The sequence below is a fragment of the Psychrobacter sp. SC65A.3 genome (genome assembly GCF_025642195.1).
In the GTDB taxonomy this organism is placed as follows: domain Bacteria; phylum Pseudomonadota; class Gammaproteobacteria; order Pseudomonadales; family Moraxellaceae; genus Psychrobacter; species Psychrobacter cryohalolentis.
In genome coordinates this window covers 2626194-2649736 of the sequence record NZ_CP106752.1, presented here as the reverse complement: position 1 = coordinate 2649736, position 23543 = coordinate 2626194, and the positions used below count along the sequence as shown (strand labels likewise).

Sequence of the window (23543 nt, the reverse complement as noted above, 5' to 3'; positions counted from 1 at the left end):
ATTTGACGATTAAAAGCTTAAAAGTTATTTATGCTTAACTAATATTACTCAATGTCACTCACCTTGAATCGCTTGGATATAAATTATGATGATTCGCTATGCTTCTTATTTTATTGCAGCGCTGCTACCATTATTGCTTTTTCGCTGGTTTGCACCGGTGTCAATAGGAGAGATTGATTTTTGGCTGTTGTGGCTATTGGCTATGGTGCTGGTCTCGCTACCGGTCATTTATGCTGAGATAGCATTGGCTTATCGTAGTGCTGAGGCACCTTTAGCGGGTATGCAAAAGCTCACTCGAGAGGCAGATGCCAGCGCCTTATGGCGTGGCTTTGGTTGGCTTGCTGCCCTCGTAGCCATAATCATTGCAGCGCTTGTGATATCAGGTGCTAGTACGGGTATGTTGACTGCACTTACAGACTTAAATAGCACACCTGAAGTGCCGAGCTTTGCGGTTGCCGCAGGCTTGATGGTCATTGCCGCATTGTTAAGCTTGTTGGGTGTGACACCCTTACCGATTGGTTTGGGATTAATGCTTATTGGATTGATATTTGGGGTAGCAAACGGTTTGCCAAATATTACCTTTGCGATGACCAATATCAGCTTAGGAGAATGGGCACGAGCAGTTGCACTAGCACTTGTCAGTGTTGGCGCAGGTACAGGCTTATATTGGTTTGGTCAAAACCGTATCACTAAGCAAGCGGTAACAGCGGTGGGCGTAGACAATCACTATGCTCAAAATCCCTCTCGTGCTCAGGCGTCAAGCGAATATCGAGCAACCAAGCTGGTGCTACCGATTTGGATGTTACAGTTATTGGTAGGGATGGTGGCTTTATTTATCAGTGGTATGACGCTACCACCAATCGGACAGCTACTGTATTGGGCAGGGGTGGTTTTTGTCGCCAGTTACTTGCTACATTATAGTACGCAGCAGCTCGCGCATAAGTTTGGACTGCTGGTCAGTTTGGTCATAACGGCTGTCATAGCGATAGTGTTGGTCGTTGTCATACCGACTATTTGGCTGGTAGGTATACTGGTTATCATCAGTACGATAGCCGTATTGTTATTGTCAGTTTTTGCAGGTTGGCAGATGAAAATTAGTCACTTGCGTAAGTCTTTAAACTTTGGCAATGAAGCTTTTTATAATTTATGGCGTGTGGCGATACGTTTGATTGTGCCCGTAGCACTCTTATTAGCCTTGATAGGTTGGGTGATGCAGTGGTTAAGCTAATAGCTGATGAGGTTCAAATTAACACACTGGATAGTTCTCAACAAGACAACGTTCAGCAAGGCACTGTTCCACAAGCTATTATGATAACGGTATATTTAGCCTATGCTGAAGATGCACAGAATCAGCATTATCTAACCTTGTCAGTAGCTGATGGCACAACCTTATATGCAGCATTGAAGCAAGCTGGTTGGTTAACGCAGTTTGAAGGACTAGCAAAATGGTGCGATGAGGTGATTGATGTGGCAGTGCCGACAGCCAAACGTTGGCACGTTGGCATCTATGCGCAAAAACAGCCACTTGAATATCAATTGCAGCCGTTTGATCGGATAGAGGTATATAGAAGCTTAAGCGCTGATCCTATGTCTCAGCGCAAAAGTAAATCTCGAGTCTGAGGATTAAAGCTCGCTATCGAAGCGATTATTTAGGAAGAGTTTCCAGACCTTCAATGCGAGTCACTATGCCATTATTATTAAAATAAACTTTTAGATGCTGACTGGCGTTTTTAACGTCAGCGATACCTTTACGTTGACCTTCAGTCCCTGCTTGATAGTCATAAATATAGTCCCAACGGTTCGGCTCTAGGGTATCTCTAATGGCTGGGCTACCAAGAAGATAAAGTACCTGATTTTGATTCATACCCACTTGTAATTTTTGTGCTTGGGTTTGAGTAATAGGCGTCCCTTGTGGCAAATCAATCTTATAAACACTCAGTAACGAGCAGCCAGACATGGTAACAGCGGCGCCCAATATGCTGGTAATGACAATCTTGCGTAATACGCTTGAAGAATGAAGCGGACGTAAATTTAGGGTCTTTATCATGGTAAGATGACTCATAAAAAATGGGTTAGGTACGGCTAAGCACAGTAGATGCTGGTCTTACCGACAATCTTGGATAAATGATACGTCATTTACTTGCAATTGCCTACCACTTACGACATTATTTACCAAATGTGCGCTTGCATCATTTATTATTAATATTTTAAATTCATATACTTATAATCATATTTTTTAGTAAAAATGTACTGGAAATATATTTGATAGTGACTGATTTTGTATGAGGATGATTTTTTACAATTAACCATTCATCACTACTAATGATTATTTACCTTATGTTTTTTGAACTTATTTGTTAAGACTTTCATAGTCAGAAGGGATATTATGGCTTCTTTTACCAATCAAGACTTACGTAGAGCGGGTCTAAAAGTAACGTTACCGCGTATCAAAATTCTAGAGCTGCTTGAGAGCGCAAAGCTGCATCATATGAGCGCAGAAGAGGTTTACAAGGCGCTAATTGAGCAAGGCGAAGATGTGGGTTTAGCGACCGTTTATCGCGTGCTGACTCAGTTTGAGCAGGCAGGTATTGTCGAGCGTCACAACTTTGAAAACAATTTATCCGTGTTTGAGATTACTCAAGAAGAGCATCACGATCATCTAGTTTGTGATAATTGCGGTAAGATTGTCGAATTTCATAATGAAGTGATTGAAGAAGAGCAGCTTAAAGTAGCAGCAGAGCATGGCTTTAAGTTATCAGGTCACTCATTGGTACTATATGGTATCTGTGATGACCAAGCCTGTAAGGACAGCGTCAAGTAAGCATCAACTTATCGATGAGATAAAATTAAAAAAGCCCTTATATATGATGAGGGCTTTTTTATAACGGTTTCTTAGGCATAAAAAATAATAACTATGATTAAAAATACATCATTAAGTAATATCTAACGATAAACTGTCCGCGCCTTCATCCAAGTTTGCCACGCCATTTTTGCTGCTGAGTTTGATTTTTAAGCGCAAATCATTGGGAGAGTCTGCATGAAGAATCGCTTCTTTATAAGTAATCTCACCGTTTTCATATAGATCAAACAGCGCTTGGTCAAAGGTTTGCATACCGCTATCACGTGAGCGCGTCATGACATCTTTGATTTCGTGCACCTCACCTTTACGAATATAATCGCTAATCAGCTGTGAGTTTAATAAAATTTCAATAGCAGCGCGGCGTCCCTTACCGTCAGGCGTTGGAATCAACTGCTGCGCGATAATGGCTTGTAAGTTAAGCGATAAATCCATAAACAATTGATTATGGCGACTGGTCTCAAAAAAGTGAATAATACGATCAATTGCTTGGTTGGCATTATTGGCGTGCAAGGTTGCAAAGACCAAATGCCCCGTTTCAGCATATTGAATCGCGTAACTCATGACTTCACGATTGCGAATCTCACCAATCAAAATCACATCTGGCGCTTGGCGCAAGGTGTTTTTTAGACCGGCTTCAAAAGAGTGGGTATCGATACCGACTTCGCGCTGGGTAATAATACAGCCACGATGCTTATGGACAAACTCGATAGGATCTTCTATGGTAATAATATGACCATGCGAGTTTTGATTGCGGTGTCCTATCATTGCCGCAAGGGTGGTTGATTTACCCGTACCGGTTGCACCTACTAATAAAATAATACCACGCTTTTTCATTGCCAGCTCTTTTAGAGAGGGGGGCAGGCGTAGCTCCTCGACAGTAGGGATATTATTTTCGATTTTCCGTAAAATCATCCCTGCCATATCACGTTGTATAAAGGCACTGACCCTAAAACGTGCTTGCTGCGCCTGATCAGTAATCGCAAACTGGCACTCGTTGGTCTCATCAAACTCTTTTTGCTGATTGACTGTCATGACGCCTTTAACTAGCCTCATAGTCTGCTCAGCAGTTAAAGGCGTTTTACCAACCGGCAGTATTTTGCCATTGATTTTCATGGAAGGGGCGACATCAGCAGTGATAAAAAGGTCAGAGCCGTTTTTGTTAATCATCAATTGTAAAAGTTTATCAATGTCCATAACGTACCTATATGTGCAAGAAAATGTGCCATAAATAGAGTGAAACCTGCTTAAATAAACTTTTTTTGCACAAGATGACCATTAACCTAAAGAATGAATGCTTAGATAGCTGCAATGAGTAGTCTATTACTTTAGTCAGAATGCCTGATAATATTTATATTATAAAAATGCTTCAGGCTGTTTAGCGTAAGGTCGTGCAACGTCTTTACTAATTGTGCCTCTCGCTACAAGATTTTTAAGAGTTTGATCAAGAGTAATCATGCCATCACCAGCACCAGTTTGGATAGAAGAGTACATTTGAGCGATTTTATTTTCTCTTATTAAGTTACGAATAGCGGGCGTACCTAACATAATCTCATGGGCGGCAATTCGCCCGCCTGTTTGACGACGTAACAATGTTTGCGAGATAACGGCTTGTAGTGACTCTGATAGCATCGCTCGAATCATGTCTTTTTCAGCAGCAGGGAAGACGTCAATAACACGGTCAATGGTTTTGGCAGCGGAACTGGTGTGCAAAGTGCCGAAAACTAAGTGACCGGTTTCAGCGGCAGTGAGCGCTAAGCGTATGGTCTCAAGATCTCGTAGCTCACCAACCAGAATAACGTCCGGATCTTCACGTAACGCTGAGCGCAATGCTGGCTCGAACCCCAAGGTATCGCGATGGACTTCACGCTGGTTAATCAAACTCTTTTTGGACTCATGAACAAATTCAATTGGGTCTTCAATGGTCAAGATATGCTCTTTACGGGTTTCATTGATATAATCAATCATGGCAGCTAGCGTGGTCGACTTACCTGAGCCGGTTGGACCAGTGACCAATACCACGCCACGTTTAAAGTCTGAAACACGCTTAAATACTTCGCCCATACCTAGATCTTCCATCGTTAGAACTTTGGAGGGAATCGTACGAAAGACGGCGCCTGCACCGCGATTTTGATTAAATGCGTTTACCCGAAAACGGGCTAGATTTGGAATCTCAAAAGAAAAATCCGTTTCAAAAAACTCTTCAAAGTCGGCACGTTGTCTATCATTCATGATGTCATAAATGAGCTGATGAACTACCTTATGGCTCATCTCTGGCATATTAATCCGAGTCATCTCACCATCAACTCGAATCATCGCAGGCATACCGGCTGAAATATGTAAATCTGAAGCCTTATGCTTGACAGTAAAACGCAGCAAGTCTTCAATGCTTAAATTTTGTTCAGCCATAATTGGATATTCCTATTAATAAATAAAGTGTGCCAAAATCAACATAGAAAGCAGGCGATAAGCAAGGTTCTATGACATTGTTTGAGCCAACCTCATTAAAATAGGTTAGGCGTCACTATAATTGTTACTGTTACTGTTACTGTTACTGTTACTATTGCTAGAGCTTTTAGTAGCATATGTTAAACCATGTAACAATATCATAACAAGACTGTACTGATTTAACCATCTACTAACTGCATAAAATGCAAAAATAGACTGACTGGTTTTTCGCATAGTGATAAAGCATCGATACAATCAGCTCTCTTTTATTTCGAACTCACTATATCAACAAGAGTTTTTATGAATATGTCTTCTCAGCAAGTAATTAAAAATGTCGCAATCAATCTTAGTAATAATGATGAAGCAGAAGTTCAACATCTAACTGAGAGCTGGCAGCAGGTAAAGACGCAAGTGGTACAGGCATGCGAACAAACGTTGCGAGCGCCGAGCAGTGTAACTTTGCTTGCGGTGTCCAAAACCAAATCTGCTGAGATGGTGGCAACATTGGCGCGTCAAGGTCAGCATGATTTTGGTGAAAATTATCTACAAGAAGCGATTGAAAAAATACAGTTGCTACGTGAGCAGATAGGATGTAAGCATATTGTCTGGCACTATATTGGAAGCATTCAGCGTAATAAAACCCGTGATATTGCTGAGCATTTTGATTGGGTACAAACGCTTGAGCGTGACATTATTGCCAAGCGTCTTAACGACCAACGTCCTGCTGAGCTGCCACCTCTAAACGTCTTGATCCAAATTAATATTGATAATGAAGACAGTAAGTCGGGATGTCTGCCAGAGCAGCTTCCAGAATTGTTAACAGCAATTAAAAATTATGAGCGTTTGCAATTGCGCGGATTGATGATTATTCCTGCTAAGGCAAATTCAGATGCTTTCAAGCGCACCAAACAACTATTTGACGACATTAAGCGTACCCATCCTGAGCTAAGTCAATGGGATACTCTGAGTATGGGTATGAGTGATGATATGACTGATGCGATTGCTAGTGGCACTACCATGGTGCGTGTTGGTACTGCGATATTTGGTGCGCGTGCTTGATGTATAGTGAATTCAGTATTAAAACGATACAGTAGGACTGGGATGAATTTTACGCAGCCTCTGTCAGCGTAGTCACAGCACGCCAGAAAAATTTATACCAGTACTGTGTTGGAATATAACGTATCTGTTTTATTTGAAATTGACTATAGTACGCACGCTTGAGGATAAAAATTATCATAAAGCCAACCCTGACAGTACTCATAAATTACATTATGTATTAAATGAATTAAATCACATCTTCAAACTTTGTCACCAGTAGCTGAGTTATTTTAAGATTGTCAGTGGCGATAATCTCAAAACGATAATTGGCATACTCGACACAGTCTGTCTTTTTAGGAATTTTACGCAGCATATACATCATAAAACCGCTAATGGTTTCGTAATTTTGGCTATGTGGTAAATTGACCATGCCCAATGAGCGAATCACATCTTCAATGGGCGTCATGCCATCAATTAGCCAAGAGTTATCTGTACGCTGGACAATCGGTTGCTCCTCTAAGGTGACCAACTCGCCCATCACGATGCTCATTACGTCTTTGAGCGTGATCACCCCAACCACTAATGCATACTCATTTACAATGACGGCAAAATCTGCACCCGTTGATTTAAACGTTTCTAATACTTCAAACAACGATAATGTATCGGGAATGAACAAGGCAGGTTTTAGCAACGCTTTGTCTGTTAAACACACTTCTTGCTGCTCAAGTACTGAGGCTAAAAAGCTGCGCGACTCTACATAACCGATGATATGTTCTAAGTCATCGTCATTACAGACCAAGAATTTATTATGCGGCTGCTTAATCATCACAGCAACCACTTCTTCGGTGCTGGCTTTAGTATCAAAATAGACAATATGCTCGCGCGGATTCATGACTGAGGTTACGGTTCGCTCTTGCATCTCAAAGATATTTTCGATCAAATGATGCTCTTGATGCTTAATAACACCGGCTTCCGCACCTGCATCCATCACCGCATAAATATCCTCTGACGTCATTTCATCTTGGCGTACGGTTGACACGCCTATGAGTTTGAATAGTAAATTTGCCGCCCCATCAAACACCCAAATAATCGGCTTAAAGATAAAAATAAAGAAAATCATCGGTCGAACCATTTTGACCGCGATAGGTTCAGCGTTGGACATAGCCAAACGCTTGGGCATCAAGTCTGCAAACAACACAAACACACTGGTAACTAAAATAAATGACACCACGGACGCAGCAGTCTCATTGCCAAAAAGCTGCTGTAAATATGGACTAATGGCTGACTCACCGATGACCCCTGCTAAGATAGCCACTGCATTGAGCGCCACTTGTACCACGGTAATAAAGCTGCCGGGTTGCTCTTGCATATTGAGTACATCGAGTGCTCGTACTTCGCCTTCTTTGGCCATGACTTGTAACTTGATTTTGCGGGCGGAGGCAAGCGCCAGCTCCGAACTAGAAACGATAGCGCTTAGCGCAATTAATATAAAAATAAACACACCAGCGGTTAGCAAGCTCATGACATACTCGGATAGAAATAGATAAGGTAAATAGATTTACAGTAATGATTGAAGATAATAATTGGTAGGTTTTGAGGTAAAAGACATTTAGTTATTAGCATTTAATTAGGCACAAAAACTAAAAAAGCTGGGCAAGCACCCAGCTAATTATAAAACAATTTTATGATATTAGATAAAAACTTAAATTTATCAAGCTTTTAAGAAATGGCTCTAAAAGGTTTTTGATAAGTTCAGTATCAAAGCTTAGCCTTTTATTGACCATTTATTGACGAGCGGATAACGGCGCTCACGACCAAAGGCTTTATGGCTAATCTTAGTACCAATTGGTGCCTGCGAGCGCTTGTATTCACTATTGTCGACCATTTGGATAACCTTGGCGACCAAATCAGCATCAAACCCTTTATTAATAATATCTTGATAGCCCATATCTTCATCGATATATGACATTAAGATACCGTCTAAAACATCATAATCAGGCAAGCTGTCTTGGTCTTTTTGATCAGGACGTAGCTCAGCAGATGGTGGACGAGTAATAACGCGCTCCGGAATAACAGGCGTATCTTCTAAACGGTTACGATAGCTGGCCAATTTATAAACTTGTGATTTATACACGTCTTTTAAAACGTCAAAACCGCCTGCCATATCACCATATAAGGTCGAATAGCCAACAGCTAGCTCTGATTTATTACCAGTCGTGATGACCAAATGCCCAAATTTATTAGACAATGCCATAAGTACCACACCGCGTGCACGTGCTTGGATGTTCTCTTCGGTGGTATCAGCAGGCGACTTGTTGAATAGTGGCGCAAGCGTATGACGGATACCTTCGACCGCATCAAAGATAGGACAAACGGTATAAGAGACATTGAGACGGCGTGCTTGGGCTTGCGCGTCCTCTAAACTGATTTGCGAGGTATATTCGTAAGGCATCATGACTGCATAGACCTTGTCAGCACCCAGTGCGTCGACCGCAATACAGAGTGTCAATGCTGAATCAATACCGCCTGATAAACCAACGATGATGCCAGTAAACCCTGAAAGATTGACATAATCGCGTAAGCCTACGACCAATGCTTGGTACATCTCTGATTCACGGCTTAATGATAAAGGTGCTTTTGCTTGTGTATCAAATTTTGCTGTTTTTACATCAAAGCTTGCCAGTAGTAACTGATTCATAAAACGTGAGGCTTCATGTGCGACGCTGCCGTCTGCTTGAATGGCCATAGAGCCACCGTCAAATACCAAATCATCTTGACCGCCAACGGCATTAAGATAAACGATAGGTAAGTTGTTTTCACGGCTACGCTTGGCCAGCATTGTTTTGCGAGTATCTTGTTTTTCGATCTCAAATGGTGAAGCGTTTAAGCTCACAATAAGGTCAGCACCTTGCTTTTTGAGCTCGGCAATAGGACCTTTTTGCCATAAATCTTCACAGATCAGCAGACCAATGGTGATGCCTTTATAGTCGAATAAGACTTGATTACGTCCTTTATCAAAGTAACGGCGCTCATCAAATACGCCATAGTTTGGCAAAATTTGCTTATGATAAAAGCCCTTTTGATGACCATTATGCAAGATAGCGGCTGAGTTAAAGGTACCATGATGATCAACATGCGGATAGCCAACAATCATCACGATATCATCGATATCGCTTAGGGTAGACAACGCGCTTTTGATACGTCCTGAAAGACTAGGACGTAGCAACAAATCTTGCGGCGGATAGCCCAATAAGGCCAGCTCTGGGAAAATAATGACATCAGCACCTTGCTCGCGTGCTTGCAATGCTAGGGTGCGCATTTTTTCAGCATTGGCTTTGATATCGCCAACTAAAAAGTGAGATTGGGCTAGGGCAAACGTAACGCTATCTTGCGATTTTGAAGCTTGGTTGCCCTTATTGGAAGCGGTAAGGTTGGGGTTATCAGTATCTTTTGCAGTGTCTTTTGACATTGTTATTGTTCCTATCAATAGGTTATTTAAATCTGTTATATATTTCTTGGTTTCAAATAAAACCAAATGAAAATATGTTTCCGAAAACGACTCAAAATATGTATTTAAAATCATTTACTCAAAATAAGATGCTTCAATAGTGCATCAATATCATGAGCATCAAACATGTATAGGCATGAATGTCATGCAAATGTGCCCTCTCAATTTATGCAGCACTGCTCTAAAAATAATGCTAAATACCATCTAGAGTAAGATCACAGACGAGAGGTGTTTTATAGACGCTAAGGGCTTACCTCAATAAAAGTAATAAAGCCAAACCAACAGAGCGTCATTTAAAAGCGTAAATCAATCCCTTTAGTATAACATCAATTGATGTTACTAATAGAACCAGCCAGTGATTTAGCTCTCTAGATGGTAGATATAAAAGTGCTTAAAAAGCGCATATTGATGATGTTTTTGTTAAGATAATTATGTTCCATAGGTTTTGGCAATCAACATCAATGACGATACAGGCACTAACAAATTTGCTCACAAGAAAGTTGTAAGTAAAGGTTACAACATAGCGTTATTTATTTGGATAATCTTGTTGCATAATAGTTTTTTGCTGTTAGCCTAATTAACCTTATAAAAGCAGATGTTTTATCCAAATCTGTACTGCTCAAAATCTTCGCTAATGGATGAAAATTACAAACATAATCTGTGATTTAAACAACCCATTTATAAATTTTATAGTAGAACCGTATTAGGTTTCTGCTGGTCACCCTTGGTTTGCATGCTATGATTGAAAACTGGACGAAAGAATTTATTATTCAGCGCTTGCTGGCAATCACCTTATTGGTCGTGCTGTTTGTGCTGTGTTTTCAAGTGGTGCAGTTTTTTATTGTACCGGCATTGTGGGCAGCGATTCTGGCATATGTGACTTTTCCTATTTATAACTTTTTTCATCAAAGAGTCAGATTTAGCTCAAATTTTAGTGCAGCGATTATGACCGTCAGTATTACTTTGATGATAGGCGTGCCCTTGGTAGCCGGTATTTTTATCTTACAGCAAGAAGCGTTAAGCCTGATCAGTAATTTGGTCTATCGTATTAAAGTGGGTTATCTGGACGTGCCTGATTCTGTCAAAGATTTGCCGATAATAGGACAGCAGGTCAAAGATGTGCTTTGGCGCATCAATAAAAACCCTGAAGGGACGCTAGAGGCGTTTCGTCTTTGGGTACAGTCGCATCTGTACTACGGAAAAATTGCCTTTGACGTCGTGTTCAGCAGTCTTGCCAAACTTGGTATGGCGCTTATGACGTTGTTCTTCTTTTATCGCGATGGCACCAGTTTGGTTCGCCAAATTCGACAAGCGCTGCGTAATATTATCGGTAATCGTATCGACGGTTATATTGACTCTGTCGGTACTACCACGCGTGCGGTGGTTTACGGTATCGGTCTGACAGCATTAGCACAGGCATTGCTTGCTGGTATCGGCTATTATTTTGCCAGTGCACCGAGTCCTATTTTAATGACGATTGTAACGTTTATCATTGCTCTCATTCCATTTGGTACGCCATTTGTTTGGGGCGGTGTCTCACTTTGGTTATTGAGCCAAGGGCATACGGTTGAAGGTATCGGCTTAGCACTTTGGGGTATTTTAGTGATTAGCTGGGTTGATAACCTTATCCGTCCGATCGTTATTAGTGGTGCGACCAAAATTCCTTTTATTATTATCTTTATTGGGGTGTTGGGCGGTCTGACGGCTTTTGGTTTTGTGGGTTTATTTATTGGTCCTGTGGTACTAGCAATCGGACTTGCGGTATGGCGTGAATGGATATCACAGCATAAAAATGATCTGTTTGCCCAACAAGAAGAGCTGGATCAAGGTAAAAGTTTGATTAAAGTGGATCAGCCGAGCCAAGACACACTTTTATAAGCGCGTTTATAGTAAAGCAATCATCTAAAGCGCTTAAAGTCATATATAAGATTATCTATATTCAATGAGACGGTAGCGAATACTATGAAAAACAAGGTAGATACGATGAAAAATCTCACTATTGTGGCTGATAGTAATATCGCAAGCCTTGATGAGTTCTTTAATCCTGTAGCGCTGGGTCAAAATACTGAGCAACAGGTGCAGGTCATACGTGTTGCTGGTCGTGATATCAATGCACAATTAATGGCAGATGTGCAGCCTGACGTTTTGTTGATACGCTCTGTCACTTCAATAAATGAATCACTATTAAGTGATAATAATAGCGTCAAATTCGTTGGTTCTGCGACCATTGGTACTGACCATGTCGATCAAGAATATTTGGCAGAACGCAATATTACCTTTGCCAATGCCGCTGGCTGTAGCAAGCATTCAGTCGCACAATACGTAGTGACTGCTATATTAACTTTACGCCCACAGTATTGGCAGCAATCCACGAAGCCATTAACATTGGGTATCATCGGACTTGGTAATATCGGTAGTACGCTAGCTCAGTATGCCAATGATTTAGGCTGGAAAATATTGGGTTATGACCCTTTATTAGCCACATCCGATATCAATAACGCTAGTCTTGAGCAGGTATTGAGCCAAAGCGACATAGTAAGTTTACATGTCCCTTTAACGGATAAAAAAGATACGGATGCGCAAGGTGCAACTAGCAACAGCAACAGCATTAGCAATAATGTCAGCGACTATCCAACGCGTCATTTAATTAATGCAGAAACTTTGACACTGATGTCGCCGCATACTATGCTGATTAATAGTGCGCGCGGACCTGTGATTGATGCCGCTGCCCTCGAAGCCGATATCGATGCGACTGAACGCCAAGTGGTATTGGATGTGTTTGAACATGAGCCGCAGATTTCTGAGAGTTTGCTCTCTAAGCTTGCTATTGCCACTCCACATATTGCTGGTTATACCTTAGAAGGCAAGCTGCGTGGCACGCAAATTATTTATGACGCCTTATGTGAAAAATTGGCAGTACTACCTGTATTATCGATGCATCAGTTACTACCACTCAATACTTATCTATGGTTTGAGCTAAAAGAACACCCAGACAGATTGCAAAAGTTTTATGATATTAGAAAAGACGATGCGGCATTAAGAAATAAAATAACCAACGGTAAAGTTAAAGGTTCAGATTTTGATCAATTACGCCGTGATTACCATCTGCGTCGTGAATGGCAAGCACAAACAATCAGTGTGACTATTTAATTATCTGTTTTTACGATTTATGAGGCACTATAACCAGTCATGAGTAAAGCCAATAATCAGCCTTTATCTAATCTAAGCTATGCCCCAACGATGACCCTTGCAATGGCGCAGCAGCGTGCAAAATTAATGAGTGTCATTCGTCAGTTCTTTGCCATGCGTCAAGTATTAGAAGTGCAGACGCCGCTATTATCGCAAGCAGGCAATACCGATACCTTTTTGCAATCCGTAGCCGCACAGGTCACGTATCAAGACAAGCCTTATACTTATTATCTGCATACGTCACCTGAATTTGCCATGAAGCGTTTGCTTGCCAGCTGGCAGGTGCCCATTTATCAAATCTGTCCAGTCTTTCGAGATAATGAGATCGGGGCGCGGCACAATATTGAATTCACGATGCTTGAATGGTATCAGCCAAATTATAGTCTGGATGATCTAGCAGCAGAGCTTGGTGAGCTATTGGAAGCGCTCTATGGTCATCCGATAATCATGAGTCATTATCGCTACGTTGATGCTTTTATGGATTTTGTTGGTATTCACCCGCTGACCGCCAGTCTAGCAGCATTACAAGCCGTGGCAGAAGACAAAGGTCTGATAGGATTTGATTTTAATAGTGCAGAGAGCTGCGATAGCGAACAAGACCGTCGTCAAAGCTGGCTGGATTTATTGTTTAGCCATGCTGTTGAGCCAAATTTGGGTCACGATTTGCCGACGTTGGTGATTGAATATCCGCCTGCAACTGCCGCTTTGGCAAAGACCGCTGTTGATAAAGAAGGTAATAAAGTTGCCAAACGCTTTGAGCTGTATATCAAAGGAATCGAGATTGCCAACGCTTATGATGAGCTAGCAGACGGGCAGGCGTTAAGAGAGCGGTTTGAACAGGACAACCAATTGAGAGCGCGGCATAACTTGCCACAAATGCCTATTGATGAGCACTTAATAGCAGCGTCTGATGATTTGATACCTTGTAGCGGGATTGCTGTTGGTTTAGATAGGCTGCTGATGGTGTTGACAGATGCAACGAGCTTAGAAGAAGTTATCTCATTTCCTAGTGGTTCGGCTTAGTCGCTCTTTGATAGATTCAACATAGTCGCCACTTATTTAACAAGACTATTAGAAAAAAGCGAGTAAGCCTTTTGACTTACTCGCTTTTTTGTCTGTCCTTTTATTTAGAACTAACTAGGGCGTGTCCTCAATTCAATTGATCATATCTAAACGGGCTAAAAATGGCTAAATTTTGCCAAACATCGTTAAATAGCTGGTTAATATCCCGATATTATCTGCGCTATTTTCCTCGTTTGACTGCAATTTATCTCATTTTTATCACCATTTTTGAAATGAGGACACGCCCTAGTACGGGGCGCCATTATAATTTTGCAATAGCCTCAGCAATGTTTGTATCACCATTATGCATACTAAATACGGTGTTAATGCTATTGTCTGCATTAAGTACAGCAGCTAGCGTAGTTGCGACATCTTCGATTGAGTTCTCACCGGAATTATCATCATTGATGGTAATTTTTCCAGTGGCAGTTCGCTCTTTTAACGCTCCTGCTTGTACGATGGTGTAATCCAGACTGCTATTATGGATTAACCACTGATCGGCGTAATGCTTGCAGATATAGTATTCTTTTAAATTTTCAATAGCTGAACTGTCCCATTTACTGGTGTCTAACGAAAAGACGGTACTTAGCATAATATAGCGTTTGATACCTTTATCTTGTACGGCTTGCATGGTCTTAACCGCCCCATGTAAATCGACTTCTAACACATCTTTACCACCAGAACCGGCGACGAAATAGACAGCATCGATATCTTGATCAATTTGCTGTTGAATTGCATCCTTGTTTGCAGTGATATCCAAATCTAATTGGCTATAATTATTATCTTGAAATAACTTTTCTTCCTGACGGGTAGTGCCAATCACTTGGTGGTTATCTGCTAATAGTTGCTTAACCAAATCAGTACCCACTCGACCACTTGCGCCAATTACTAAAATCTTCATAATCATTCCTGTTTTTATTCATGCCATCGTCGTTTGAAAAACGGATTTCTTTACACATCGAATATAGCGTAACAAGAAAAATCGGCACGCTTCGTTATGAAGCGTGCCGATTGCATAGTGTTTGGTTATAGAGTGTATACGGTTTGCAAGGAAGCAAAGAGGGTATACGGTTTGAAATAATAGAGAGAACGTTATTTATAAAAAATTAGCGTACCAATTTATTTAGCCCATCAGCAAAGGCTTTTTTATCACGATCGCCATAAGGTTTTTGTCCGCTCATTTCTTGCAGCTCAAGCACGCCAGTACCACGCATGGTGTCCATAAAATCACGCATATTGAGCTTCTGCTTAATATTATTTTTGTCATAGACTACACCGCGTGTTGTCAGTACCATGCCACCTTTGTCCAAAATATCATTGGCCAAAGGGATGTCACTGGTAATCGCCAAATCACCCGGCTGAATCTGCTCAACAATATAATCATCGGCTTTATCAAAGCCAGAGGGCACGACAGTCATCACCAGTAGAGGCGATTTACGCAGCTTGATTGGCTGATTGGCGACAAATATCGCCATCGTTTGTGTGCGCTCAGCGGTCTTAATAATCAAGTCTTTGGCAATCAAAGGCACTGAATCTGCATCTACCCAAATCTGCATTATTTCTTAGCCTTCTCTGCTTTAGAGTTGGTTGACTCAAAATTTTGTTGCTCATTATCATCATTTGCTAAGCTTTCTCTATTTTCAGCGTCAGCCTTTACTTTAGCAGTCGTTAAGCTATCTTCTGCCGTTGCCGGATGATTGATGGGCATTACCTTTTTATCAAGACCAACTTTATTAGGCAGTACGGCGACCAGCTTTGCCAATGCAGGCTCTAAGTCTGCGACATCATTTGGCATCAAGGTAATATGGGCGATTTTACGGTCATCGCGCTCCGCTTTATGATAGCTATGATAATGTACGCCATCGATATTGAGCACTTCACTGATATCAGGATATTGCCCCAAGACATTAATCATAATTGCTGGATAGACATTGTCAGTATCGCCTAGTGGCAGATTGACTACGGCACGAATATGATTCTCAAATTGGCTGGTGACAGCACCTTCAATACTCCAATGACCAGAATTATGCACGCGTGGCGCTATTTCGTTGGCAAGTAGAGTATCATTGCCACGAGCGTCTTTGGTCACAAATAGCTCAAGCGCCATCACCCCAACATAGCCCAAATGATTCATGACGTTAGTAATAGCATCAGTTGCTTGTTTGAATAAGTGACTGGTGCCAATAGCTGGCGCTTGGGTCTTGGCCAAGATACCCTGATGATGATGGTTTTCGACCAAATCATAACAGCGTACCTGACCGTTTTGACCTCGTGCGGCGATGATAGAAAGCTCACGACTAAAGTGAATAAAACCTTCTGCAATCAATGGCGCTGGCGTTTGTGTAAGCGTTCCTTTACCCGTAACTGCATCCTTTAGTTCTTGCCAAGCTGCTTTGATATCGCTGTCTTGTCTAATCACAAACTGACCTTTGCCATCATAACCGCCTCGGCTAGTTTTTAGGACAATAGGCAATCCAAGCTTATGACAAGCTTGCTGTAATTCCGCCTCTGAACTAACAGACACGAAAGGTACGGTTGCGATATCAAGCGTATTAAACATCTGCTTTTCTTTTAAGCGATCTTGCGCAATATCTAGGGCAATCGTTGGCGGAAACATGCCTTGTTTGCTGCCAGATTTTGATAGATTTGCTAGTTGCTGAACGGTAGCAGTTGGGGTATTTTCAAACTCCAAAGTGAAGACGTCAGCTGCTTCAATAAAAGCATCTAATTGCTCGCTGCTAAAAACGCGCCCATATAGACTGGCCGGACAGTCAGCGCTGTCTTCCAAAAACACACATTGATAGCCCAATGGCATAGCCGCTTGTGCCAGCATCATGCCAAGCTGACCACCGCCTAAAATACCAATGGTGCGGATGGTTTGAGTAACAGGGTAAGCGTTCGCTATGGTCATGGCAGGCTCTTTGATTCAGATAAACAAGGGGTTAAATGCTTCAATATATGAAAATATAAATGCATATGGCTATAAAGGGTATAAAAGTCTAACGAGTTAAAATAGGAAAAGGTGCATTGTATGCACCTTGTATTTAGTAAAACTTATCTAAAAATAAATATCAAGTAAATCCGTTTATATTTAAAATGAACGATAAAAATGGTAAATATAATAATTATTTTCCAGTCGCTCAACTTAAATACTAAGTATTAATAATACCGGGCGTTGGACTGGCAAGAATGGTGTCAGTTTGCGCTTGACGCATATTATCCAGCTTAGTCGCAATCGACTCATCATGTAATGCCAACACTTGAATCGCAAGCAGTGCCGCATTATAAGCGCCAGCGGAGCCAATAGCTAATGTGCCAACTGCCACGCCTTTGGGCATCTGAACGATAGATAGTAAGCTGTCCCAACCACTCAGCATAGAGGATTTTACAGGGACACCAAAGACAGGTAGCGGCGTTTGACTGGCACACATACCGGGCAGATGAGCTGCTCCGCCAGCGCCAGCGATAATCACTTGCAAGCCGTTGCCTTTTGCGCTTTTAGCATAATCGAATAATCTGTCAGGCGTACGATGTGCTGAAACCACTTCACATTCAAAGGCGATATCAAAGTCTGCAAGCAATTGTGCTGCTGCGCTCATGGTTGCCCAATCAGACTGCGAACCCATGATAATGCCAACTTTTGGTTGACCAACAGGGGAGGTGATAGGTACGTTCTGATCAGTGGCGTTAACCGTCGCTGAGATGATGCTCATGCTTTGATATCCTCAAAAAGACCATCATACAAAAATTTTGCTGTATTCGTAAAGCCAAGTTTGCGCTTTAATGCCAAATCACGCATATAAAACATCATACATCTCAAAGATAGCCAAGTATGCGAGCCTCTTAATCATGATGATATTGTATAAAACGACTGGTCTTTAACGGTAAAGGCTGCTCACTATCGAGCTGATAACAGGTCAGATAACCGCTATCGATGGCTGCCGAATAATCGGTACAGACAACTTGCGGACTAAGCGGTTCAGGCTCGCCCGTTAGCCAATAATGTCCGACAAAGACAGGTTTGTGAGTTTTCAGAGTGAAATCAATATTTTCAGCCAATACATCTTTAGGAATTTGTGCCAATGCCGATAAAGGTGCACGCGCTACTTCATAAAGACTGCGTGTATTCAACTTATCAAGCCACCAGCGTACTCGTACGCGCGTGCGCTTGGCGCCTTCTTTATCGACCATCACTAAGCCTTTAGGCAGCGGCGTTTCAACGCCTTTTAATACGCGCTCTAATGCATCAAATTCTACAGTACCTTCTCTAGAAGTGGCAATAAGCCCATGGGTTGTCAGGCAATTATTCTCTGTCAATAACGGCTGCAATATTTCCATACTATCGACATCCCAACAAGCATGTACAAAGCAGGCATAGTCGGTTTCAAGCCACAAAGGAATCTCACACAAGCGTCGTAGCCAATATTGATGTGTCTCTGAACCAAAAGGGACTTCTGCCAAAAACGCCTCATGCTGACGAGTATGTATCTCATTATGTGAGCGCAGATATTGACTACTATCATCAGGATCGAGGGTGGCAAAGGCGAGAGCATTATATTCATGATTGCCCATTACGGCATCAGCGACATCGGCATCGAGCATAGCAAAAACGATTTCTAATGTCGCTACCTGCTGTGAGCCGCGATCAATCAAATCCCCAATAAATAGCGCACGATGACCAAATGGCGGCACAAAGCACTGACCATTATGCACATAACCCAGTTGCTGTAACAATCCAACCAGCTTGTCTGCATAGCCGTGAATATCGCCGATAACATCTATAATCATAATAAAGTTTCAAATCTTAAATATAAAAGGGCTTAAAAAGCGGTTTTGTGAAAATGATAGCCACTGTTATCCGTGTTTTCTTGGTTCGTTACTGCTATTTTCAGTCATTTTTTTAAAACCCAGGTGACAACAGCGCATTTAGAAAATGCGGCAGGACTTGTGGCTCTAGAACAATCGTGGCTATTACCCCAAACGCGCCGCCCCACATATGGGCCATATGATTGATGTTTGAGCCGCCGCGTTTATCAGAATAGATACTGTACGCGACATAGGCCACTGCAAATAAGATAGCGGGAATAGGAATGATCGCAAACAGATAGATTTTTTCCCAAGGAGCAAGCAATATAAACGCAAACAATACAGCAGAGACACCGCCTGATGCGCCAAGACTTAAATAGCTGGCACTTTGCTTATGCTTAATATAACTTGGAATCATCGCAACAATAATAGCCAGTACATAGAAAAGCAGAAAACCATAACCGAACAAAAACTTCTGGTATAAGCCCTCAATGGCACGACCAAAAAAGTATAAAGTGAACATATTAAAGAGCAAGTGCATGCTGTCAGCATGGATAAATCCATGAGTCACAAAGCGATCCCATTGACCATTGTTCACTGCTGGGGGATAAAAAATCAGTCGATTAAACACTGCTTTGTTTTGCCACGCCAATAGACTGACAATAACCGTAATAATAATGATAAGCGTCGTCTGGTTAAACAAAGGATAGTCCTTAGGTTGGGTCTGATAGATAGCAGTGATAAGTAAGGCAATACTTATAACATAGGTTGTGTTGGTTATTGTCATCCAAATATGAATAATAAACAGTTACGTATTCATCTTAATAATAGTAGCAGCGATTATCATGCAAAAACCAATATGCGACAAAATTGTGCTTTAATGCTTGTTTATATTGAATAATATAACATCGTACGAGTGACAGTGAGTAATGCTTCGTATACTGACAGTAACGACTGATGCTATGACCAATCAAAATATATCGACTATATATGTAACATTAACGCTGACAGAGGCAGTAACTTATGAGTATCATCGACCAACTAGAGCAAACGGTGACCCCAGCTATATTGGGTAACAATGGTAGCGTCTCCCATGTCAGCTTATTGGAACAATTTTATGCGATTTTGGCATCGCGTTTGGCATTGCCACATATTTACTCACAGTTATTGCGTGACGATGCCACCGTTACTAATGACAATGTCGCACAACCGCCGTTATTTGAGCAACTTTGGCAAACCGCAAGCTTACGTCGGTTGATGATTCAAGAGCTGGCAGCGACCCATCATATTGATGAGTTTACGACGATGCAGCTGCTAATGAATGCCGCGCCACTGGCCTATCAAGAGTTAAAAATACTGGCAAATGGACAATTTTTGCCAGCCTTTTTGCAAGGTGAACAAGCCTCATTGCGCCCTTATTTGCCGATATGGTCCGCACCTATCATTGGCGCGCCGCAGCATACTGATGACGAGTTGTTTCAGAGCCAGAGAGTATTGGCAGGGACTGTGATACCAGCTATTGCTTTAAATAACTACAAGCCCGCTACTGTCGATATTATCGCTTCACCGACTTTCACAGCAGAATCGCCGATACCAACTTTAGATGAGCGTCTCAGCACTGATTCGATTCATGTCAGTCCAGCAGAGCATCATTTGGCAGAAAATAGTAGCCTACGCCGAGAAAAAACACGTACCCGTAATCAACGTAATGACATGTTGCTATGGACATTTGTATTACTAGGGGCAGTGACCGCTATTGGACTTGTGTGGGCATTATTAATCAAGCCAAATGACACGCCGCCAGTAGAGGCTGCGGTTACAATGCCAGTTGTCGTACCGCCTGTGATTGAACCGCCCGTACAAGTGGTAACGCCAATTGAGCTCATAGTTGGGGTGGATAACAATGGCAGTCTTTATACTTGTAGTGGGTCAGTGGGCGATGTCGCGCTACAAAGCCTATTACAACAGGCACTCAATACTAGCTTTGGTGAGCAAGCAGGGATGTGTCAGTTAACTGTCAAAGAAGGCGTTGCCAGCAGCGTTGCCAATATGCCAATAGAGGTATTACCTAATGTACTAACATTATTAAGAGCAGCGCCGTTTGCGCGCTTACAATTACAGAATGATCGCATCACGGTAGAGGCGCCAGATGCTATGCAGCTACAGCGCTTAATGACAGATATGCGTACATTGCTACCATCGATGATGATTGAGAGTACTGCGCCACTACCATTACCTAGCAACCCTAATGATATGAATAATGGTATCGTAGAGCAACAAGGTATGGCGACCAATAATTTTAATAATCAATTTGAGAATGTGCCTGCCAATAACAATGCTAACAACAACGCTAATAATGTGGAATATCAAGCGCCAGACGATGAGACCAACGATAGTGTGATGCCAGCACCTGTCAGAAATAATAATACTAATAATTTTAATAGCGCGCCTTCAGGTTTAAATGGCTCTATCTCTTTATCTGAAGTTGACGACATGGCAAAAAATGTCATTGTGGTTGAACCTGCTCAAGTCAGATGATAAGTCACTATCATTTTAAATGACTATAAAACGTTAAAAAGTGTCTTATATTTTATAAGGCACTTTTTTGTTTTCACTAATAAGCAGTTTTTTAGGCAATATTTGATTGGCCCTGTTTTAATATTGCAATTTAACGTTGAGCTGAATATAGATTCGCAATTTTTACTTTATAGGCATCATAGTTACGAGTAACAACTGAAATATTACTTATTGTAGCATTTGCACAACAGCGCGTTGATTGTGAACGCCTTCTTAATACTTTTATAATGACGAAAGCTGAATCTGGTCATTGCCCACTTTATAGCGTGGCTAGGTGTTATTTCAGACGATTAAATTTTAGATTACTACTGTTATAGATTAGCACTGACATAACGCGCTTTTTTTGAGCGCGTAAACGATACAAAACAAGTCACATAAAATAATGATGAATCGAGGAAGGATGTTATGGATATTATTAGTCATTTGACACGGACAGTCAGTCCAGCGGTACTTGGAGACGATCACAATCCTGTCAAGAAAAACTTACTTGAACAGTTCTATGCTATTTTTGCGGCGCGTCTAGCAGACAATCAGACCCATGACCGTTTTGCCAATGAAACGATTGCTCGTGATGATCAAGGTTTTTATGATCGTGTGTGGACAGAAGACGCGCATCGAGATCAAATCGCTCGCGAGCTTGCCGGTAAGCATAACGTCGATGTCACGGCTGCTCGTGGCTTAATTGCCATGGCAGCACCGCTTGCCTATCATGAAATCAAAAGTTTGGCGGGCACGACGCCAGTACCGCAATTTTTAAACGAAAATATTGACAGTTATCAGCGTCATATCCCCGTATGGGCAAAGGCTGTATTGCCTGTTGGCGTGATTGCTGCTGCTCCTGTTTCTACTGGTACGCATATATCAGATACTGTGAGCACCGCGCCGCTACAGCGCGAAGCAGAAAAAGATGGCAGCTTTATGAAGGCGCTGCTACCTATTATCGGATTGATTATTTTAGGGGCTTTAGCTTGGGCGCTATTAAGAGGCTGTCAAGATAAGCCTGAGCCGGTCGGCAAGCCTGTTGTGACAGAGCAACAAGCCGCGGATAGTGATGGGCAGGCAGTTGCAGGTGATATTACACCAGCATCCTTGCGTATTGCTACTGGTGAAAATAGTGAGCTATATGCATGCCGTATGGATGTGGGTAATGACACGCTACAGAGCAATGTCATGACTGCGCTGACTGGCGTGTTTGGTGATGCCGCCAATAATTGCCGTGCAGATGTCGATGATAATTTCTCAATAGATATGCCAGCAACTGCGCAGCTCGCGACTATTTTGCCTATTTTCAAAAACGTCCCAAATGCCAGTATGTTGGTTAAAGGCGATACGATTACGGTCAATGCTGCTGATACTGCCGCTTTAACCAAATTGGTATCGGATTTACAAGCTGCTGCGCCAGCGATGACAGTTATTGCTGAAGGTCCACTGAATGAGCAAACTGAGATTGCTGATAGCTTAACAGCGTCTGAGGCGGCAATGGATAACTTGGGTCAGAACCCCGATCCTCGTGATGTCGCTCGCGCCTTAAGTCTACAAGTGGTCAATTTTGAAGTAGATAAAGCGGTGATTCCTGACGCCAATAAAGCGCTATTAGATCGCGCTGTGAAGCTAATGGAGCAAGTGCCCAATATGACACTGATGATTATTGGTCACACTGACAAAACAGCGGATGCTGCTTATAATCTAAAGCTATCAGAAGAGCGTGCGCAGGCTATGAAGGCATATTTGGTCGCGCAAGGTGTTGATCCGAGTAAGCTTATGACCAAAGGTATGGGTGAGACCGATCCTATAGCGGACAATACGACAGACCAAGGTCGTTTCCTTAACCGCCGTATCGAGTTTGTGGTTTATGACGAAACGACTACGGCCAATGATGGCTTAGCGATTAATAGTGATGCGCTTGATCCAGACCTAAATCCATTAGACAGCGACAACGATGATTTAACGCCAGATGCTGATGATGCTAGCCGTGGTACGGCATTGGATCCAGCTGCAACCAATTAAGCGAAGCGTTAAGATACATTGAATTAAACTATAAATCAGAAAAACCGCATC

General features: G+C 42.0%; 20 protein-coding genes. 9 read left to right on the top strand and 11 right to left on the bottom strand.

The annotated features are described in order from the left end of the window. Positions 1–85: 85 nt before the first annotated feature. Both OEG80_RS11205 and OEG80_RS11200 read left to right on the top strand, forming a co-directional pair. On the top strand, positions 86–1228 hold the full coding sequence (locus OEG80_RS11205; protein WP_263240880.1) for a hypothetical protein: 1143 nt from the start codon (positions 86–88) through the stop codon (positions 1226–1228). Continuing rightward, a complete protein-coding gene (locus OEG80_RS11200) occupies positions 1216–1620 on the top strand; it encodes an RnfH family protein (RefSeq protein ID WP_263240879.1) in 405 nt (134 codons plus the stop codon). The genes OEG80_RS11205 and OEG80_RS11200 overlap by 13 nt, the downstream gene beginning before the upstream one ends. A gap of 25 nt (positions 1621–1645) precedes the next feature. Here OEG80_RS11200 and OEG80_RS11195 read toward each other — a convergent pair whose 3' ends face one another. After that, entirely contained in the window at positions 1646–2062 is a 417-nt protein-coding gene (locus OEG80_RS11195) for an outer membrane protein assembly factor BamE (RefSeq protein WP_263240878.1), read from the bottom strand. A 324-nt stretch (positions 2063–2386) separates the two neighbouring features. On the opposite strand from OEG80_RS11195, the gene fur reads away from it, so the two are divergent. Further along, on the top strand, positions 2387–2821 hold the full coding sequence (gene fur / locus OEG80_RS11190) for a ferric iron uptake transcriptional regulator (RefSeq protein ID WP_011512663.1): 435 nt from the start codon (positions 2387–2389) through the stop codon (positions 2819–2821). 111 nt (positions 2822–2932) lie between these two features. Here fur and OEG80_RS11185 read toward each other — a convergent pair whose 3' ends face one another. Together OEG80_RS11185 and OEG80_RS11180 are read right to left on the bottom strand one after the other, a co-directional pair. Next, complete coding sequence (locus tag OEG80_RS11185) at positions 2933–4054, bottom strand: PilT/PilU family type 4a pilus ATPase (RefSeq protein WP_133103813.1); 1122 nt, start codon at positions 4052–4054, stop codon at positions 2933–2935. A gap of 159 nt (positions 4055–4213) precedes the next feature. Further along, positions 4214–5266: a type IV pilus twitching motility protein PilT gene (locus tag OEG80_RS11180; RefSeq protein WP_020442648.1), complete on the bottom strand. Its 1053-nt coding sequence runs from the start codon at positions 5264–5266 to the stop codon at positions 4214–4216. A 339-nt stretch (positions 5267–5605) separates the two neighbouring features. On the opposite strand from OEG80_RS11180, the gene OEG80_RS11175 reads away from it, so the two are divergent. Then, positions 5606–6364, top strand: a complete 759-nt coding sequence (locus OEG80_RS11175; RefSeq protein WP_263240877.1) for a YggS family pyridoxal phosphate-dependent enzyme — start codon at positions 5606–5608, stop codon at positions 6362–6364. A gap of 226 nt (positions 6365–6590) precedes the next feature. On the opposite strand, the gene OEG80_RS11170 is transcribed toward OEG80_RS11175, so the two are convergent. Together OEG80_RS11170 and OEG80_RS11165 are read right to left on the bottom strand one after the other, a co-directional pair. Beyond that, entirely contained in the window at positions 6591–7865 is a 1275-nt protein-coding gene (locus OEG80_RS11170; protein ID WP_020442650.1) for a hemolysin family protein, read from the bottom strand. A gap of 243 nt (positions 7866–8108) precedes the next feature. Beyond that, a complete protein-coding gene (locus tag OEG80_RS11165; protein WP_263240875.1) occupies positions 8109–9812 on the bottom strand; it encodes an NAD+ synthase in 1704 nt (567 codons plus the stop codon). Between the two features lie 777 nt (positions 9813–10589). Here OEG80_RS11165 and OEG80_RS11160 point away from each other — a divergent pair. From OEG80_RS11160 to epmA, 3 genes are all read left to right on the top strand, one after another. Then, positions 10590–11729 (top strand): AI-2E family transporter, encoded by a 1140-nt coding sequence (locus tag OEG80_RS11160; protein WP_011512669.1) that lies wholly within the window; start codon positions 10590–10592, stop codon positions 11727–11729. A 105-nt stretch (positions 11730–11834) separates the two neighbouring features. Further along, positions 11835–13001, top strand: coding sequence for a 4-phosphoerythronate dehydrogenase (locus OEG80_RS11155; protein ID WP_263240873.1), 1167 nt, complete (start codon positions 11835–11837; stop codon positions 12999–13001). Positions 13002–13040: 39 nt separating this feature from the next. After that, entirely contained in the window at positions 13041–14063 is a 1023-nt protein-coding gene (gene epmA / locus OEG80_RS11150) for an EF-P lysine aminoacylase EpmA (RefSeq protein ID WP_263240872.1), read from the top strand. Positions 14064–14364: 301 nt separating this feature from the next. Here epmA and OEG80_RS11145 read toward each other — a convergent pair whose 3' ends face one another. From OEG80_RS11145 to OEG80_RS11120, 6 genes are all read right to left on the bottom strand, one after another. Then, the gene (locus tag OEG80_RS11145) at positions 14365–15003 is read right to left on the bottom strand and encodes an NAD(P)H-binding protein (RefSeq protein WP_201530893.1); all 639 of its coding nucleotides are present in this window, start codon (positions 15001–15003) and stop codon (positions 14365–14367) included. Between the two features lie 205 nt (positions 15004–15208). Further along, positions 15209–15658, bottom strand: a complete 450-nt coding sequence (locus OEG80_RS11140) for a YaiI/YqxD family protein (RefSeq protein WP_011279582.1) — start codon at positions 15656–15658, stop codon at positions 15209–15211. Beyond that, on the bottom strand, positions 15658–17013 hold the full coding sequence (locus OEG80_RS11135; protein ID WP_263240871.1) for a 5-(carboxyamino)imidazole ribonucleotide synthase: 1356 nt from the start codon (positions 17011–17013) through the stop codon (positions 15658–15660). Before OEG80_RS11135 ends, OEG80_RS11140 begins: the two co-directional genes overlap by 1 nt. A gap of 241 nt (positions 17014–17254) precedes the next feature. Then, positions 17255–17815 carry a 5-(carboxyamino)imidazole ribonucleotide mutase gene (purE, locus tag OEG80_RS11130; RefSeq protein WP_263240868.1) on the bottom strand — a complete coding sequence of 187 codons (561 nt, stop codon included), beginning with the start codon at positions 17813–17815 and terminating at the stop codon, positions 17255–17257. A 130-nt stretch (positions 17816–17945) separates the two neighbouring features. Further along, the gene (locus OEG80_RS11125) at positions 17946–18890 is read right to left on the bottom strand and encodes a metallophosphoesterase (RefSeq protein ID WP_263240866.1); all 945 of its coding nucleotides are present in this window, start codon (positions 18888–18890) and stop codon (positions 17946–17948) included. Positions 18891–19002: 112 nt separating this feature from the next. Continuing rightward, entirely contained in the window at positions 19003–19611 is a 609-nt protein-coding gene (locus tag OEG80_RS11120) for a rhomboid family intramembrane serine protease (protein ID WP_133103801.1), read from the bottom strand. A gap of 320 nt (positions 19612–19931) precedes the next feature. On the opposite strand from OEG80_RS11120, the gene OEG80_RS11115 reads away from it, so the two are divergent. Beyond that, on the top strand, positions 19932–21446 hold the full coding sequence (locus OEG80_RS11115) for a hypothetical protein (RefSeq protein WP_263240865.1): 1515 nt from the start codon (positions 19932–19934) through the stop codon (positions 21444–21446). 444 nt (positions 21447–21890) lie between these two features. Then, positions 21891–23492, top strand: coding sequence for an OmpA family protein (locus OEG80_RS11110; protein WP_263240864.1), 1602 nt, complete (start codon positions 21891–21893; stop codon positions 23490–23492). Positions 23493–23543: the final 51 nt, after the last annotated feature.